Below are 16537 nucleotides of genomic sequence, written 5' to 3'. Positions count from 1 at the left end.
CCGGCGCCGCCGCGCCCGGCTCGGTGCCGCCCGGCCGGTACAGCACACTCTTCGAGCCCTGCGGCTCCGTCCAGCAGGCCACCCTCAAGGACCTGCTCCCCGGCGCCGCCCAGCTCCCCGACGACCAGCGCGAGAAGGCCTACGCCGGCGTCCCCGCGGTCACCTACGACAACGGGCGCCGCGTGGGCTGCACCTGGAAGGCCGACGGCCCGGACGCCTCCCACGAGCTGACCCTCGACCTCGAGCGCGTCGTCTCGTACGACCCCGCCGTCAGCGACGACGACCGCGCGCAGCAGGTCTACTCCGGCAAGCAGGTCGCCGCCGCCCTGCCCACGCCCCCGCCGACCGCCACCGTCACCGGGACTCCCCCGGCCGCGCCGCCGGCCACGCCCACCGCTCCCACCGCGCCTCCGCCGACCTCCCCGTCCGCGACTGCCGGCTCCGCCTCCCCGCCGGTCTCCCCCTCCGGCGCCACCGGCCTCGAGCCGCGTGTCCTGGAGGGTCTCGGTCACGCCGCGTTCCTCAACGATGTACTGACCGAAGCCGGCTCGGCCTCCCGCCAGCGGACCGTGAGCGTGGTGTTCCGCACATCCAACGTGATCGTGACCGTCGAGTACACGGAGCAGGTCACGGCCACCGCCGAGCTGCCGGACAGCAAGGAACTGCAGGAAAAGGCGCAGAGTCTGGCCCGTCAGCTTGCGGAGCGCCTGGAGGACTAGCGGCCCGTCGGGCTCGTCCCCGGCCGGCCCCGGGCCCGCCTGCCCGCCCCCGCCCGCTTCCCCTGCCGCGTAACGTGTCGGCAGACCCGTCAGCGACCGACTGAAGGAACCATGCACCGATCAGCCACGCGACTCACCCGCATACTCGCCTGCGCCGCCGTCCCGGTGATGCTCGTCGTCGCCGGTTGCTCCTCGGACTCCGACGGCGAGACGCCGGACAAGGGCGCCGCGCAGTCCTCGACCGGCTCGTCGAACGCGTCCAAGCAGGCCGCGCCGTCCGTCGCGCCCGGGAAGTACACCGAGCTGCCCGAGCCGTGCAAGGCGATCACGGTCAAGACGATCGACGAGCTGGTGCCGAAGGCGAAGTCGAAGGCCGGCAAGCCCAGCACGTCCACGGACACCTCCAGCCGCGGCGGCTGCTCCTGGAACGGGCTGGTCGACAAGGGCCTGAAGGGCTCGCAGTACCGCTGGCTCGACGTCGCCTTCCTGCGGTACGAGTCGGTGGCCTCGATCGGCACCGGTGAGAAGCGCGCCCAGGAGAGCCAGGCGAAGGAGATCGCCAAGCTGAAGGCGACCGAGGGCGCGAAGAACGTCCGCGACTCGGTGGCCTCGGGCGTGGGCGACCAGACGACGACGGTCGCGTACTCGCTGCGCAAGACGGGCGAGGACTTCATGTACGCCACGACGGTCGCCCGGACGGGCAACGTGGTGGTGATCCTGAACTACAACGGCACCGGTTACGCGGGCGCCGAGACGCCGAACGACCAGAAGCTGATGGACGGCGCGGTGAAGGCGACGAAGGACGCGATGGCGGCGATCGCCGTGGCGAACAAGTAGCCGAGCAAACAGCCGAACAAGTAGCCGAAGAAGTAGCCGCGCGAGCAATGGGCGGCGACCCGTGGGCAAGTAGCGCGGATTTCACGCGCTTTGGCGGAGTCCGGTCCTCCCCCCGAGGGCCGGGCTCCGTCGGCGTATGCCAGGCTGTGCCCGCGAGTTTCGTACGACGGGAGGGGATCGCGGGATGGCCGCGATGCAGCTGACACGCATGCACCGGATACTCATCGGTGTCGTCGTCACCGGTGCGGTGATCATCGCCGGGATCGGTTTCGCGGGTTCGTACGCCGCCGTGCGCGAGCTCGCCGTGCAGAAGGGCTTCGGCACCTTCTCCTACTTCTTCCCGATCGGCATCGACGCGGGCATCTGTGTGCTGCTGGCGATGGACCTGCTGCTGACCTGGATCCGGATCCCGTTCCCGCTGCTGCGGCAGACCGCGTGGCTGCTGACCGCGGCGACGATCGCGTTCAACGGCGCGGCGGCGTGGCCGGATCCGCTCGGCGTGGGCATGCACGCGGTCATTCCGGTGCTGTTCGTGGTGGCAGTGGAGGCGGCCCGGCATGCGGTGGGCCGGATCGCCGACATCACCGCGGACAAGCACATGGAGGGCGTGCGGATGACCCGGTGGCTGCTGTCGCCGGTGCCGACGTTCCGGCTGTGGCGGCGGATGAAGCTGTGGGAGCTGCGGTCGTACGAGCAGGTGATCAAGCTGGAGCAGGACCGGCTGATCTACCAGGCGCGGCTCCAGGCCCGGTTCGGCCGGTCGTGGCGGCGGAAGGCGCCGGTGGAGTCGCTGATGCCGCTGCGCCTCGCCAAGTACGGGGTGCCGCTGGCGGAGACGGCGCCGGCGGGGCTGGCGGCGGCGGGCATCGAGCCGGTGCTGCTGCCTCCGAACCCGCAGGTGCAGGGGGCGGTCGCGGCCGCGCAGCCGGTGGCCGCCGTGCAGGCGTCCCAGCCGCCGATGCCGGAACTGGAGCAGGGCCCGGCCCAGGCGCAGGCCCCGGCCCAGGCCGCGGACCCCGCGCAGGCACAGGCACTGCAGGCCCAGACACAGGCCCAGATCCCCGGCCAAGGGCAGATCCCGGGCCAGGAACAGATCCCGGGCCAGGAGCAGACCCCCGACAGCGCGAGCCCCTGGTTCAACAACGTGCAGCAGCAGCTGCCGCCCGAGGCGTACCAGGGCGGCTACGACCCGACGTTCGTGGACGGCCTGGAGCCGAACGCGGTGGCGGTGCCGCAGGGCCCGGAGGAGATCGTGATCCCGGGTCCGCGGGAGGAGGCGGTTCCGCAGCAGTACGAGGAGCCGGAGCCCGGTCTTGAGGAGTTCGCGGAGGCCGCGTACAAGGCCATGTGGGACTTCGTCGACGAGCAGCAGGACTTCCCGACCGTGGAGCAGCTCGACATAAGGCTGAGCGACATGTACGGGATCCAGCACCCGCGGAGCGCGTCGATGCTGCGCGAGCTGCACCCGCGGATCCGGCAGCGGATCGAGCAGGAGATGGCCGCGAACCACATCCCCTGATGTGATGGGGGCACAACGGCGAAGGGCCGCCACCCGTTTCCGGGTGGCGGCCCTCTTCCGTGTCTCGGTTACGCGCCGAGCAGCTTGCGCACCCGGTCCGCGCCGACCGCGAGCAGCAGCGTGGGCAGGCGCGGGCCCGTTTCGCGGCTCACGAGGAGCTTGTAGAGCAGGGCGAAGAAGGCGCGCTGGGCGAGCTTGAGCTCGGGGGTGGGCTTGGCCTCGGGGTCGAGACCGGCCAACACCTTCGGGACTCCGTAGACGAGCGTGGTGAGCCCGTCGAGCGACCAGTGGGTGTCCAGGCCGTCCAGGAGGAGGCGGAGCGACTCGCGGCCTTCGTCGTCGAGCGAGCCGAGCAGTTCGGCGTCGGGCTCGTCGCGGACGATGGTGCGCTGGTCGGCCGGGACCTGGGTGGTGATCCAGTTCTCGGCGCGGTCGAGCCGGGGCCGGGCCTCGTCGAGGGAGGTGACCGGGTTCTCCGGGTCGAGCTCGCCGAGGATCCGCAGGGTCTGCTCGTCGTGGCCGGCGGTGATGTCCATGACCGAGGCGAGCGTGCGGTACGGCAGCGGGCGCGGCGTGCGCGGCAGCTCGCCGGCGGCGGTGCGGGCGGCGCGGGCGTACGCCGCGGCGTCGGCCGGGAGGACCGAGCCGTCGGCGACCTTGGCCTCCAGCTTGTCCCACTCGTCGTAGAGCCGCTGGATCTCCTGGTCGAAGGCGATCTTGAAGGACTGGTTGGGCCTGCGGCGGGCGTAGAGCCAGCGCAGGAGCTGCGGCTCCATGATCTTCAGCGCGTCGGACGCCGTCGGGACGCCGCCGCGCGACGAGGACATCTTGGCCATGCCGCTGATGCCCACGAAGGCGTACATGGGGCCGATGGGCTGCACGCCGTCGAAGATGCCGACGATCTGGCCGCCGACCTGGAACGAGGAGCCGGGCGAGGAGTGGTCCACGCCGGAGGGCTCGAAGATGACGCCCTCGTACGCCCAGCGCATGGGCCAGTCGACCTTCCAGACCAGCTTGCCGCGGTTGAACTCGCTGAGCTTGACGGTCTCGGCGAAGCCGCAGTTGGTGCAGGTGTAGGCGAGCTCGGTGGTCTCGTCGTCGTACGAGGTGACGTTGGTCAGGTCCTTCTCGCACTGCCCGCAGTAGGGCTTGTACGGGAAGTAGCCCGCGCCGCCGCCCGAGCCGTCGTCCTCGGCGGCCGCGCCCGAGCCCTCGGCGGCCTCGACCTCGGCCTCGTCGAGCGGCTTCTGCGACTGCTTCTTCGGAGCCTTCTTCGTCCGGTACTGGTCGAGGATGGCGTCGATGTCGCCGCGGTGCTTCATCGCGTGCAGGATCTGCTCGCGGTAGACGCCGGTGGTGTACTGCTCGGTCTGGCTGATCGGGTCGTACTCGACGCCCAGCTCGGCCAGCGCCTCGACCATGGCGGCCTTGAAGTGCTCGGCCCAGTTCGGGTGCGGCGAGCCGGCGGGGGCCGGGACGGAGGTCAGCGGCTTGCCGATGTGCTCGGCCCAGGACTCGTCGATGCCGGCGATGCCGTTGGGCACCTTGCGGTAGCGGTCGTAGTCGTCCCAGGAGATCAGGTGCCGGACCTCGTGGCCGCGGCGGCGGATCTCGTCGGCGACGAGGTGCGGGGTCATGACCTCGCGCAGGTTGCCGAGGTGGATCGGGCCGGACGGGGACAGGCCGGAGGCGACGACCACCGGTTTGCCAGGCGCACGTCGCTCCGACTCGGCGATGACCTCGTCCGCGAAACGGGAGACCCAGTCGGTCTCGGTGCTGCTCTGAGCCACGGTCGGTACGTCCTTCTTCCTTGGTTCCCTCAAAAGCCTTGCAGCCTTACGCCAGCCATTCTCCCAGACGGAAGAGCGCACTCCGAGGTTGTCCACAGGTGGAGAAAACACGTTGCCGACCCATGGGACACTTGACAAGCGATATAGCCCGGATCACCACCGACCCACCACCGACAGGAACGGAAGCTCATGGCCTCGGTCCCTTCCCTCGCTTCGACCGTGCAGCAGCGCCTCGCGGAAGGTCTCTCGGCAGCCCTGCCGGAGGCCGGTTCCGCCGACCCGCTGCTGCGACGAAGCGACCGGGCCGACTTCCAGGCCAACGGCATCCTGGCGCTGGCCAAGCAGCTCAAGGGCAACCCGCGTGAGCTGGCGACGAAGGTCGTCGACGCGATCCCGGCGAACGACGTGCTGGCGGAGATCGAGGTCTCCGGCCCCGGCTTCCTGAACATCACGGTCACCGACGCGGCGATCGTGCGGACGCTGGCCGCGCGCGCGGCCGACGACCGGCTCGGCGTGCCGTTCAACGAGGCCGCGGGCACGACGGTGATCGACTACGCCCAGCCGAACGTGGCGAAGGAGATGCACGTCGGCCACCTGCGGTCCGCGGTGATCGGCGCGGCGATGGTCGAGATCCTGGAGTTCACGGGCGAGAAGGTGGTCCGTCGCCACCACATCGGCGACTGGGGCACCCAGTTCGGCATGCTCATCCAGTACCTGATCGAGCACCCGCACGAGCTGGACCACAAGGCCGAGGGCGCGGACGCGGAGGTCTCCGGCGAGGAGGCCATGTCGAACCTGAACCGGCTCTACAAGGCCTCGCGCTCGCTGTTCGACTCGGACGAGGAGTTCAAGACCCGGGCGCGGGCGCGGGTCGTGGACCTGCAGGCGGGCGACGAGCAGACGCTGGCCCTGTGGCAGCGGTTCGTGGACGAGTCGAAGATCTACTTCTACTCGGTCTTCGAGAAGCTCGACATGGACATTCAGGACCCCGACATCGTCGGCGAGTCGGGTTACAACGACATGCTCCAGGAGACCTGCCGGCTCCTTGAGGAGTCGGGCGTCGCGGTCCGCTCCGAGGGCGCGCTGTGCGTGTTCTTCGACGACGTGAAGGGCCCGGACGGCAACCCGACGCCGCTGATCGTGCAGAAGTCGGACGGCGGCTTCGGCTACGCGGCGACGGACCTGTCCGCGATCCGGGACCGGGTGCAGAACCTGAAGGCGTCGACGCTGCTGTACGTGGTGGACGCCCGGCAGTCGCTGCACTTCAAGATGGTCTTCGAGACGGCCCGCCGGGCGGGCTGGCTGAACGACGACGTGAAGGCGTTCCAGCTGGCCTTCGGCACGGTCCTCGGCAAGGACGGCAAGCCGTTCAAGACCCGTGAGGGCGAGACGGTCCGGCTGGTGGACCTGCTGGACGAGGCGATCGACCGGGCGACGGCGGTCGTGGCCGAGAAGCGCGAGAAGCAGGGCCTCACGGACCAGGAGGTCGAGGAGAACGGCCGGTACGTGGGCATCGGCGCGGTCAAGTACGCGGACCTGTCGACGTCGGCGGTGCGGGACTACAAGTTCGACCTGGACCAGATGGTCTCGCTCAACGGCGACACGTCGGTGTACCTGCAATACGCGTACGCGCGTATCCAGTCGATCCTGCGCAAGTCCGGCGACGCGACGCCGGTCGCGCACCCGGAGCTGGAGCTGGCTCCGGCCGAGCGGGCCCTGGGTCTGCACCTGGACCAGTTCGGCGCGAACCTCGCCGAGGTGGCGGAGGAGTACGCGCCGCACAAGCTGGCCGCGTACCTCTACCAGCTGGCGTCGCACCTGACGGCGTTCTACGACCAGTGCCCGGTGCTGAAGGCCGACACGCAGGAGCAGAAGGAGAACCGTCTGTTCCTGATCGACCTGACGGCCCGGACGCTGCACCAGGGCATGGCACTGCTCGGCATCAAGACGCCCGAGCGCCTCTGACCGTCCTAGGAACACGAAGGCCCCGGCACGGTTCTCCGTGCCGGGGCTTCTTCGTCAGTGGATAGGGCGCGAGGTGCGGCCGGACACCTCGTCGATCTCGGTGTGGGCCTTCTGGAGGAGCTGCGAGGCCAGGTCCATCAGGGCCCGCGCGGCCGCGATCTCCTCCCCGACCCGAAGCTGGTCCGGGTCCGACGGGTGCCTATTGGCGGTCCCGTGCGCCCGGAACTCGGTGCCGTCACCGAGCCTCACCATGGCGGCCGCTTTCGTGCGGTCGCCTTCCTCCTGGAACTCCATCTCGATGTGCCATCCGACCAGTGTCTGCATGAGGACCACCTCCAGCGGTACCTCTCCAGAGTGCGCCGCCGTACGGCTCCTCACCAATCGATCGCGGAGCGCTCGGTGATCAGCCCTGCCGGACGAGCTTCTGCGCGACCTCGGTGGCCCAGTAGGTGAGGATCATCTGCGCGCCGGCGCGGCGGATGCCGGTGAGGGTCTCCAGGATCGCCCTGTCGCGGTCGATCCAGCCCTTCTCGGCGGCCGCCTCGACCATCGCGTACTCGCCGCTGATCTGGTACGCCGCGACCGGCACGTCCACGGCGGCGGCGACCTTGGCGAGGATGTCGAGATAGGGCCCGGCGGGCTTGACCATGACCATGTCCGCGCCCTCCTCCAGGTCGAGCGCGAGCTCCCGCATGGACTCGCGGACGTTGGCGGGGTCCTGCTGGTAGGTCTTGCGGTCGCCCTGCAGCGAGGAGCCGACGGCCTCGCGGAAGGGTCCGTAGAAGGCGGAGGAGTACTTCGCGGTGTACGCGAGGATCGACACGTCCTCCTTGCCGATGGTGTCCAGGGCGTCCCGGACCACGCCGACCTGGCCGTCCATCATGCCGCTGGGGCCGACGACGTGGACGCCGGCGTCCGCCTGGACCTGGGCCATCTCGGCGTAGCGCTCCAGCGTGGCGTCGTTGTCGACGCGGCCGTCGGCGTCGAGGACGCCGCAGTGGCCGTGGTCGGTGTACTCGTCGAGGCACAGGTCGGACATGATGACGAGCTCGTCGCCGACCTCGGACTTCACGTCGCGGATGGCGACCTGAAGGATCCCGTCGGGGTCGGTGCCGGCGGTGCCGGCGGCGTCCTTCTTCGCGTCCTCGGGCACGCCGAAGAGCATGATCCCGGAGACCCCGGCCTCGACCGCCTCGACGGCGGCCTTGCGGAGCGTGTCACGCGAGTGCTGGACGACGCCGGGCATGGCCATGATCGGCACGGGCTCGGTGATCCCCTCCCGCACGAACGCGGGAAGGATCAGATCGGCCGGACTCAGCCGCGTCTCGGCCACCATCCGCCGCATGGCAGGAGTCGTCCGCAGCCGCCGCGGCCGCGCCCCGGGAAAGGATCCGTACGAGTTCATAGCCACGAGGCTACGCCCGGGGGGCGAGTGCCTTTGCCGACGAGATGTGGGCATACGAACCCACCCGCCTGCCCCGCCGCGGGCACCCACCCCACCGGGCCGGTCCCGCCCGTCGTGGGCACTCCCGCCTGGGGCGTACCCGCCCTCCCCGCTCCCCCCGTTGGGGCACGCCCCTACGCACCCCCACGCACAGGGGTGCGGGACCTCACCAAGGCCCCGCACCCCAAGTCACCCGAGAACCGACGACTACGTCGTCCGGCGCCTGCGCGCCCCCGGTCGCCGCTCCGACGGGCGCGTCACCGGGTCGCCCGCCTCCAGCGCCGCCTCGCGGCGGCGGAGGCCGAAGTCCGCCAGCGCCTCCGCCAGCTTGTGGACCGACGGCTCCGGGGACAGGACGTCGACCCGCAGGCCGTGCTCCTCCGCCGTCTTCGCCGTCGCCGGGCCGATGCAGGCGATGACCGTCACGTTGTGCGGCTTGCCGGCGATGCCGACCAGGTTCCGGACCGTCGACGACGACGTGAACAGCACCGCGTCGAAGCCGCCGCCCTTGATCGCCTCGCGAGTCTCCGCCGGCGGCGGCGACGCGCGCACTGTGCGGTACGCCGTGACGTCGTCGACCTCCCACCCGAGCTCGATCAGGCCCGCGACCAGCGTCTCGGTCGCGATGTCGGCCCGCGGCAGGAAGACGCGGTCGATCGGGTCGAAGACCGGGTCGTACGGCGGCCAGTCCTCAAGCAGACCCGCCGCGGACTGCTCCCCGCTCGGCACCAGGTCCGGCTTCACGCCGAAGTCGATCAGCGCCTTCGCGGTCTGCTCGCCCACCGCCGCGACCTTGATCCCGGCGAAGGCCCGGGCGTCGAGCCCGTACTCCTCGAACTTCTCCCGCACGGCCTTGACCGCGTTCACCGAGGTGAAGGCGATCCACTCGTACCGTCCGGTGACGAGCCCCTTCACCGCGCGCTCCATCTGCTGCGGCGTCCGCGGCGGCTCGACCGCGATGGTCGGCACCTCGTGCGGCACCGCGCCGTACGAGCGCAGCTGGTCGGAGAGCGAGGCCGCCTGCTCCTTGGTGCGCGGCACGAGGACCTTCCAGCCGAACAGCGGCTTGGACTCGAACCACGCGAGCTGGTCGCGCTGGGCCGGGGCGCATCGCTCCCCGACCACGGCTATGACGGGCTGGTGGCCGTCCGGGGACGGCAGCACCTTGCCCTGCTTGAAGACCTGCGCGATCGTGCCGAGCGTCGCGGTCCAGGTCCGCTGTCGGGTGGTGGTGCCGGCGACGGTGACGGTGAGCGGGGTGTCCGGCTTACGGCCTGCCGCCACCAGCTCGCCCGCCGCGGCCGCGACGGAGTCCAGGGAGGTGGAGACGACGACGGTCCCGTCGGACGCTCCCACCTCGGTCCAGCACCGGTCGTCCGCGGTCCGGGCGTCGACGAAGCGCACGTCCGTGCCCTGCGCGTCGCGCAGCGGGACACCGGCGTACGCGGGCACGCCCACCGCCGCCGCGACGCCGGGGACGACCTCGAAGGGGATGCCGGCCGCGGCGCAGGCGAGCATCTCCGCGCCGGCGTCGCCGTCGAGGCCGGGGTCACCGGTCACCGCACGGACGACCCGCTTGCCGCCCCTCGCGGCCTCCATGACAAGATTGGCCGCATCCCTCAACACGGGGACATCGGCGGTTGTTGACGCCTTGTCAACGACCGTCAGCTCAGGCGTGCTCACGCCCGCGCGCGCATGGCCGCGGACGACCTCGAGCACGTCCGGCTCGGCGATCAGGACGTCCGCTCCCGCCAGGGCATCGACGGCCCTCAGGGTCAGCAGTCCGGGATCGCCGGGGCCGGCGCCGAGGAAGGTGACGTGTCCCTGTCCGAACGGAAGAGACGACGCGTGGCTGGCATTGGGGCTGGTGGGGCTCAAAGTGCTCGCTCCCCCATAAGACCGGCCGCACCCTTGGCGAGCATCTCGTGCGCGAGTTCGCGCCCGAGGGCCGTCGCCTCGTCGTTCGACGTGGGTACGGGACCGGTGGTGGACAGCTGCACCAGCGTGGAACCGTCGGTGGTGCCGACGACGCCGCGCAGGCGCATTTCGGTGACAATCTGCCCGCGGCCGGATTCTTCGGCCAGCAGGTCGGCCAGCGCACCCACGGGTGCGGAGCAGCCGGCCTCCAGGGCGGCGAGCAGGGACCGCTCGGCGGTCACGGCGGCCCGGGTGTGCGGGTCGTCGAGCGCGCCGAGCGCGGCGACGAGTTCGACGGCGGACGCCGCGCACTCGATCGCCAGTGCCCCCTGGCCGGGGGCGGGCAGGACGGAGTCGACCGACAGGAAGTCGAGCGACAGGGAGCCGGTGAGCTCCGCGGTCCCGCCGATGCGGTTGAGGCCGGCCGCGGCGAGAACCACCGCGTCCAGCTCGCCCTTGTGCACGTATCCGACGCGGGTGTCGATGTTCCCGCGGATCGGCACGGTCTCGATGCGCAGCCCGTGGGAGCGCGCGTACGCGTTGAGCTGCGCCATCCGGCGCGGCGAACCGGTGCCCACGCGGGCGCCGTCCGGCAGCGTCGCCAGGGTCAGGCCGTCGCGCGCGATGAGGACGTCGCGCGGGTCCTCGCGCTTCGGGATCGCGGCCAGCGCCAGCTCGGGGTGCTGGGCGGTCGGCAGGTCCTTCAGCGAGTGGACCGCGAAGTCGACCTCGCCGGCGAGCAGCGCGTCACGCAGCGCGGCGACGAACACGCCGGTGCCGCCGATCTGCGCGAGGTGCTCGCGGGAGACGTCCCCGTACGTGGTGATCTCCACGAGCTCGACGGGCCGGCCGGTCAGCTCCCGGACGGCGTCGGCCACATGCCCGGACTGGGCCATGGCGAGCTTGCTGCGCCTGGTCCCGAGCCTCAGTGCCCTCTCGGTCATACTCGCCCTCGGTTCTTGACGTCGGCGTCATTCAGGTCGGCCCGGGAGACGGAGGCGACCGCCTCCGGGTCGAGGTCGAAAAGGGTCCGCAGCGCGTCCGCGTACCCGGCGCCGCCGGGCTCGCTGGCGAGCTGCTTGACCCGGACGGTCGGCGCGTGGAGAAGCTTGTCCACCACGCGGCGCACGGTCTGGGTGATCTCGGCGCGCGTCTTGTCGTCGAGGCCGGGCAGCCGGCCCTCGAGCCGGGCGACCTCGCCGGCGACCACGTCGGCGGCCATGGTGCGCAGGGCGACCACGGTCGGCGTGATGTGCGCGGCGCGCTGCGCGGCGCCGAAGGCGGCGACCTCGTCGGAGACGATCGAGCGGACCTGGTCGACGTCGGCGGCCATGGGCGCGTCGGCGGAGGCCTCGGCCAGCGACTCGATGTCGACCAGGCGGACGCCGTCCATCCGGTGGGCGGCGCCGTCGATGTCGCGGGGCATGGCGAGGTCGAGCAGGGCGAGGGGGGCCGTGCGGCCCGCCATCGCGGTCTCGACGGCGTCGCCGCTCAGGACGAGTCCGGTCGCGCCGGTGCAGGAGACGACGACGTCGGCACGTGTCAGTTCGTCGCCGACGGCAACCATCTCGACCGCCCGGGCGGCGACTCCGCTGCCCCCGGGCTCGGTGAGGATCTCGGCCAGCCGCTCGGCGCGGGCCATGGTGCGGTTGGCGATGACGATCTCGGCGACCCCGGCGCGCGCCAGCGTGGCGGCGGCCAGCGAGGACATCGAGCCGGCCCCGATGACCAGGGCGCGCTTCCCGGCGGCCCAGGCGTTCACGTCCGTACCGTCGGCGAGCTGCGACAGGCCGAAGGTGACGAGCGACTGCCCGGCGCGGTCGATCCCGGTCTCGCTGTGCGCCCGCTTGCCGACCCGCAGCGCCTGCTGGAACAGGTCGTTCAGGAGCCGGCCGGCCGTGTGCTGCTCCTGGCCGATCGCGAGGGCGTCCTTGATCTGGCCGAGGATCTGGCCCTCGCCGACGACCATGGAGTCGAGGCCGCAGGCCACCGAGAAGAGGTGGTGGACGGCCCGGTCCTCGTAGTGCACATAGAGATACGGAGTGAGCTCCTCGAGCCCCACGCCGCTGTGCTGGGCGAGCAGCGTGGACAGCTCGGCGACGCCCGCGTGGAACTTGTCCACGTCGGCGTACAGCTCGATGCGGTTGCAGGTGGCCAGCACGGTGCCCTCGACGGCCGGTTCGGCGGCGAGGGTGTCGTGCAGCAGCTTGACCTGGGCGTCGCCCGACAGCGCGGCCCGCTCCAGGACGCTGACCGGGGCGCTGCGGTGACTCAGTCCGACGACGAGAAGGCTCATGCCGGCATCACGGCGGGGACGTCCCCGTCAGGTCCCTTGCGGCCGCCGCCCTTGCCGGGCGCGGGGGCGTCGCCGGTCGCGGCGTCGCCCTCGGCCGCCGCGAAGGGCGCGGCGGGCACGGCGCCGGGCTCGGCGCCCGACTCCTCGCCGGCCTTGCGCTGCTCGTGGAAGGCAAGGATCTGCAGCTCGATGGAGAGGTCGACCTTGCGCACGTCCACGCCGTCGGGCACGGACAGCACGGTCGGGGCGAAGTTCAGGATGGAGGTCACGCCGGCGGCGACGAGCCGGTCGCAGACCTGCTGGGCGACGCCGGCCGGGGTCGCGATGACGCCGATGGAGACGCCGTCCTCGTCGATGATCTTCTCGAGGTCGTCGCTGTGCTGGACGCGGATCCCGGCGACCGGCTTGCCGGTCATGGCGGGGTCGGCGTCGATCAGCGCGGCGACGCGGAAGCCACGGGAGGCGAAGCCGCCGTAGCCGGCGAGCGCGGCGCCGAGGTTACCGATACCGACGATCACGACCGGCCAGTCCTGGGTCAGGCCGAGCTCGCGGGAGATCTGGTACACGAGGTACTCGACGTCGTAGCCGACACCACGGGTGCCGTACGAGCCGAGGTAGCTGAAGTCCTTTCGCAGCTTCGCGGAGTTGACCCCCGCGGCGGCTGCGAGTTCCTCGGAGGAGACCGTGGGTACGGAGCGCTCCGACAGTGCGGTGAGCGCACGCAGATACAGCGGAAGCCGGGCGACGGTGGCCTCGGGGATTCCTCGGCTGCGGGTCGCCGGTCGGTGAGTTCGGCCAGTTGCCACGGTGCTCCTGCGGGTAGAGCGGGGCTGTAGGCGGTCATGCGTCCCCAGACCGCCCCGTCGAATGCAGGCTATGTCTTTGTGAACGCGTGCACAAAGATGGTGTCCGATTTGCCCGGCCAACGTGACCGGCGTCACGCGCGTCCCTCTCGGAGGCAAAACAAGACACTTCCCTCATCAATCCCGCCCCCAAGACCAAGTCGCCATCGATCCTAAGCGACCTGTCGGGCCCGTTGGACTAGTCGGTCAGGGCCTTGCGGAGGCGTTCTTCGTTCACCCGCCAGAAGGTGTGCTGTTCACCGTCGACGAGTACCACCGGGATCTGCTCCCAGTACTGATCGTGGAGTTGAGGATCCTCGTCAATGCTCTTCTGCTCCCACGGAACCCCGAGATCTCCACACACCTTCTCGATCACGGACTGAGCGTCGTCACACAGATGACAGCCCGGCTTGCGGATGAGGGTGACGAGCCGTTCCTCGGGAAGCCTGGCCGCCCTGCGGCGGAAGATGGGACTCATGCAGGCCATTCTCGCTCTTGCTTAACGGCACAGTCGCGGAGAGTTCACACCCTCCAAACCTCTCGACTCCGGAACCACCGAACAGACTGGCTATGCTCACGCCATGGCCGCTCTCGGATGGCTCACTCCCCGTAGGCGCTCCGCCACGGCGCGGAGCGTGTTGGCAGGCGAGGCCTCGGCGGAGGCTGCGCGCAAGTCCTCCCAGGAGGTCGAGGAGACCGCTGGTACGGAACCGGAGTCCCAGTTCCCGGTCCTGGGCGACGACAAGGCCGCCGCCTTCTTCGACCTGGACAACACGGTGATGCAGGGCGCCGCCCTCTTCCACTTCGGCCGTGGCCTGTACAAACGGAAGTTCTTCGAGACCCGCGACCTCGCGAAGTTCGCCTGGCAGCAGGCATGGTTCCGCCTCGCCGGCGTCGAGGACCCGGAACACATGCAGGAGGCCCGGGACTCGGCGCTGTCCATCGTGAAGGGCCATCGCGTCGCCGAGCTCCAGTCGATCGGCGAGGAGATCTACGACGAGTACATGGCCGAGCGCATCTGGCCGGGCACGCGCGCGTTGGCACAGGCGCACCTGGACGCGGGCCAGAAGGTGTGGTTGGTCACAGCGGCCCCGGTGGAGATCGCCCAGGTGATCGCCCGCCGCCTCGGCCTCACCGGCGCCCTCGGCACCGTGGCGGAGTCGGTGGACGGCGTCTACACGGGCAAGCTCGTGGGTGAACCCCTGCACGGCCCCGCGAAGGCGGAGGCGGTCCGGGCCCTGGCAGCGGCGGAGGGCCTCGACCTGTCCCGCTGCGCGGCGTACAGCGACAGCCACAACGACATCCCGATGCTCTCGCTGGTCGGCCACCCCTACGCGATCAACCCGGACACCAAGCTCCGCAAGCACGCCCGGCAACTGGACTGGCGTCTGCGCGACTACCGCACGGGCCGCAAGGCGGCGAAGGTCGGCATCCCGGCGGCGGCCGGCGTGGGAGCGGTGGCAGGCGGTACGGCGGCGGCGATCGCCCTGCACAAACGCCGGCGGTAGCCGGGCGAACACGCCAATCCACGGGTTTTACGGGCGTAACCCCGTGTGCAGGCACATTGGCTGCACACGGCCACAACACGCCCTGTTCCCTGGCAGAACGCGACCGCTTTCGATCAACAACCGGTCACTCTCCGGCACTTGAACTGCTCCCAATCGGTTACAGATGCGACGTAATCGATGAATAGAGCAACTGGGTGTAGCAGGGCCTGCACTAAGCGTTATTCTCCTCAGACGCAATCCGGTACCCCTTCCGTCGCTACGACGGGTGAACGGTCCCGTACTGCACGTGATGGAAGCTCTGCCTCTGGGAGTCCCGTGTACCCACACGTCGGGGTTGACGCCTCGGGCCTGGCTACGCTGCGCGCAACGGTCCAAGACCTGTTGCGCGGCTTCGTCCCCACCGCGTACGCCGTCCCCGCCCTCGCCGCAGCCGCGGCACCGATCGGCCCGTGCTATGCACTGGCCGACGGTTCCGCGGCCGTCGGCAGACGAGGGCGTTCGACCGGCGCCGCCCCCGCCCGCCGTCCGGCTGCGGACAGCGACAGCGCCCGCATGATGGACCTGGTCGAACGCGCCCAGGCCGGCGAGGCCGACGCCTTCGGCCGCCTGTACGACCAGTACAGCGACACGGTGTACCGGTACATCTATTACCGGGTAGGAGGTAAGGCCACCGCCGAGGACCTGACGAGCGAGACATTCCTGCGCGCGCTCAGAAGAATCGGCACGTTCACCTGGCAGGGCCGCGACTTCGGCGCCTGGCTCGTCACCATCGCGCGCAACCTCGTCGCCGACCACTTCAAGTCGAGCCGGTTCCGTCTCGAGGTCACCACCGGCGAGATGCTCGACGCCAACGAGGTCGAGCGCTCTCCCGAGGACTCCGTCCTGGAGTCGCTCTCCAACGCCGCGCTGCTGGACGCCGTCCGCCGGCTCAACCCGCAGCAGCAGGAGTGCGTGACCCTCCGTTTCCTCCAGGGTCTCTCCGTCGCCGAGACCGCCCGGGTGATGGGCAAGAACGAAGGCGCCATCAAGACCCTCCAGTACCGGGCCGTACGCACCCTGGCCCGCCTTCTCCCGGACGACGTCCGCTGAGAGCGCACGCCCGGTAACCGTCAACTCGCTCTCGGTGAAAGTCCGTTGCCTTCCCGATCCGATCATCCGCCGTCCGTAACCCAAGTGCCACGCCGCTCGTTGTGCGGGATGCAGGCTCCCTGTGGTCACTCCCTGGCCGACTTCGATCACTCGATCGAGTGCTTGTGGTCAGGGTGTGCAACCCTCAGGACCCCCTGGGGAGTCGACCGTCATGACGAGAGGAGGTGCCGCCAGTGATCGCGAACGTATCGGCGCACCGGCGGGCGAACGCCTTCGCCCAGGCCCTGGAGGAGCAGTCCGACCGGGACCCGGCGGCCGAGCAGTCCGAAGGACACCAGCCGGCCGCTGGGGAACACACCGGGCAGGACCGCCTGTTGACCCTCGCGGAGTGTCTTGGCGAGCTGCCCAGGCCTGAGCTGGACCCTGAGGTCAAGGTCGTCCAGCGAGCCCAGCTGGTGGCCGCGATGGAGGCCATGCTGCTGGAGGGCGACGGGGTGGAACCCGCGGTCCCCGGGCAGCGCTCCCATCGGGCGGGCGCCGCTCACCGGGCGAGTCCGCTCGGGAAACTGCGACCGCGTTCCCGGCTCACCAAGGGCCTGGCCGCGGGCGGC

Annotated in this window: 14 protein-coding genes and 1 pseudogene; 7 read left to right on the top strand and 8 right to left on the bottom strand. The window is 70.7% G+C overall.

Annotated elements, in window-relative coordinates; all coding sequences use genetic code 11:
* The 3 genes from VIU94_RS32210 to VIU94_RS32200 all read left to right on the top strand — a co-directional run.
* A partial coding sequence (locus VIU94_RS32210) for a DUF3558 domain-containing protein (RefSeq protein WP_331916871.1) occupies window positions 1–719 on the top strand: 719 nt, incomplete at its 5' end.
* 111 nt (window positions 720–830) lie between these two features.
* On the top strand, window positions 831–1556 hold the full coding sequence (locus VIU94_RS32205) for a DUF3558 family protein (RefSeq protein WP_331916869.1): 726 nt from the start codon (window positions 831–833) through the stop codon (window positions 1554–1556).
* A 184-nt stretch (window positions 1557–1740) separates the two neighbouring features.
* A complete protein-coding gene (locus tag VIU94_RS32200) occupies window positions 1741–3075 on the top strand; it encodes a DUF2637 domain-containing protein (RefSeq protein ID WP_331916867.1) in 1335 nt (444 codons plus the stop codon).
* A gap of 68 nt (window positions 3076–3143) precedes the next feature.
* On the opposite strand, the gene lysS is transcribed toward VIU94_RS32200, so the two are convergent.
* Window positions 3144–4865 carry a lysine--tRNA ligase gene (lysS, locus tag VIU94_RS32195; protein WP_331916865.1) on the bottom strand — a complete coding sequence of 574 codons (1722 nt, stop codon included), beginning with the start codon at window positions 4863–4865 and terminating at the stop codon, window positions 3144–3146.
* Between the two features lie 189 nt (window positions 4866–5054).
* Here lysS and argS point away from each other — a divergent pair, with 189 nt between their 5' ends.
* A complete protein-coding gene (gene argS / locus VIU94_RS32190) occupies window positions 5055–6830 on the top strand; it encodes an arginine--tRNA ligase (RefSeq protein ID WP_331916863.1) in 1776 nt (591 codons plus the stop codon).
* A 54-nt stretch (window positions 6831–6884) separates the two neighbouring features.
* On the opposite strand, the gene VIU94_RS32185 is transcribed toward argS, so the two are convergent.
* From VIU94_RS32185 to VIU94_RS32155, 7 genes are all read right to left on the bottom strand, one after another.
* The gene (locus tag VIU94_RS32185; protein ID WP_331916861.1) at window positions 6885–7154 is read right to left on the bottom strand and encodes a DUF1876 domain-containing protein; all 270 of its coding nucleotides are present in this window, start codon (window positions 7152–7154) and stop codon (window positions 6885–6887) included.
* Window positions 7155–7233: 79 nt separating this feature from the next.
* Complete coding sequence (gene hemB / locus VIU94_RS32180; protein ID WP_331916859.1) at window positions 7234–8235, bottom strand: porphobilinogen synthase; 1002 nt, start codon at window positions 8233–8235, stop codon at window positions 7234–7236.
* 246 nt (window positions 8236–8481) lie between these two features.
* On the bottom strand, window positions 8482–10152 hold the full coding sequence (locus VIU94_RS32175) for a bifunctional uroporphyrinogen-III C-methyltransferase/uroporphyrinogen-III synthase (protein ID WP_331916857.1): 1671 nt from the start codon (window positions 10150–10152) through the stop codon (window positions 8482–8484).
* Window positions 10149–11135, bottom strand: a complete 987-nt coding sequence (hemC, locus tag VIU94_RS32170) for a hydroxymethylbilane synthase (protein WP_331916855.1) — start codon at window positions 11133–11135, stop codon at window positions 10149–10151. The genes VIU94_RS32175 and hemC overlap by 4 nt, the downstream gene beginning before the upstream one ends.
* Window positions 11132–12487 (bottom strand): glutamyl-tRNA reductase, encoded by a 1356-nt coding sequence (locus VIU94_RS32165; RefSeq protein WP_331916853.1) that lies wholly within the window; start codon window positions 12485–12487, stop codon window positions 11132–11134. Before VIU94_RS32165 ends, hemC begins: the two co-directional genes overlap by 4 nt.
* Window positions 12484–13293 carry a redox-sensing transcriptional repressor Rex gene (locus VIU94_RS32160; protein ID WP_331916851.1) on the bottom strand — a complete coding sequence of 270 codons (810 nt, stop codon included), beginning with the start codon at window positions 13291–13293 and terminating at the stop codon, window positions 12484–12486. The genes VIU94_RS32165 and VIU94_RS32160 overlap by 4 nt, the downstream gene beginning before the upstream one ends.
* Window positions 13294–13528: 235 nt before the next feature.
* Window positions 13529–13816: a glutaredoxin family protein gene (locus tag VIU94_RS32155; RefSeq protein ID WP_266515435.1), complete on the bottom strand. Its 288-nt coding sequence runs from the start codon at window positions 13814–13816 to the stop codon at window positions 13529–13531.
* Between the two features lie 94 nt (window positions 13817–13910).
* On the opposite strand from VIU94_RS32155, the gene VIU94_RS32150 reads away from it, so the two are divergent.
* The 3 genes and pseudogenes from VIU94_RS32150 to VIU94_RS32140 all read left to right on the top strand — a co-directional run.
* The gene (locus VIU94_RS32150) at window positions 13911–14837 is read left to right on the top strand and encodes an HAD family hydrolase (protein ID WP_331916849.1); all 927 of its coding nucleotides are present in this window, start codon (window positions 13911–13913) and stop codon (window positions 14835–14837) included.
* A 315-nt stretch (window positions 14838–15152) separates the two neighbouring features.
* Window positions 15153–15926: an ECF subfamily RNA polymerase sigma factor, BldN family gene (locus tag VIU94_RS32145; RefSeq protein WP_280863278.1), complete on the top strand. Its 774-nt coding sequence runs from the start codon at window positions 15153–15155 to the stop codon at window positions 15924–15926.
* A gap of 233 nt (window positions 15927–16159) precedes the next feature.
* Window positions 16160–16537 (top strand): annotated as a pseudogene (locus VIU94_RS32140) (DUF5667 domain-containing protein); the annotation flags it as partial.

This window comes from Streptomyces sp., from assembly GCF_036566765.1.
Classification (GTDB): Bacteria; Actinomycetota; Actinomycetes; order Streptomycetales; family Streptomycetaceae; genus Streptomyces.
Note: the sequence above shows the minus strand (reverse complement) of the source record. Positions and strands in the feature narration are given on the sequence as shown.

Excerpts from the sequence above, each read along its gene's own strand:
- hemC (WP_331916855.1), bottom strand. The coding sequence starts at position 11,135 with ATGACCGAGAGGGCACTGAGGCTCGGGACCAGGCGCAGCAAGCTCGCC.
- VIU94_RS32165 (WP_331916853.1), bottom strand. The coding sequence starts at position 12,487 with ATGAGCCTTCTCGTCGTCGGACTGAGTCACCGCAGCGCCCCGGTCAGC.
- VIU94_RS32200 (WP_331916867.1), top strand. The coding sequence starts at position 1,741 with ATGGCCGCGATGCAGCTGACACGCATGCACCGGATACTCATCGGTGTC.
- VIU94_RS32150 (WP_331916849.1), top strand. The coding sequence starts at position 13,911 with ATGGCCGCTCTCGGATGGCTCACTCCCCGTAGGCGCTCCGCCACGGCG.
- hemB (WP_331916859.1), bottom strand. The coding sequence starts at position 8,235 with ATGAACTCGTACGGATCCTTTCCCGGGGCGCGGCCGCGGCGGCTGCGG.
- VIU94_RS32155 (WP_266515435.1), bottom strand. The coding sequence starts at position 13,816 with ATGGCCTGCATGAGTCCCATCTTCCGCCGCAGGGCGGCCAGGCTTCCC.
- argS (WP_331916863.1), top strand. The coding sequence starts at position 5,055 with ATGGCCTCGGTCCCTTCCCTCGCTTCGACCGTGCAGCAGCGCCTCGCG.
- VIU94_RS32185 (WP_331916861.1), bottom strand. The coding sequence starts at position 7,154 with ATGCAGACACTGGTCGGATGGCACATCGAGATGGAGTTCCAGGAGGAA.
- VIU94_RS32205 (WP_331916869.1), top strand. The coding sequence starts at position 831 with ATGCACCGATCAGCCACGCGACTCACCCGCATACTCGCCTGCGCCGCC.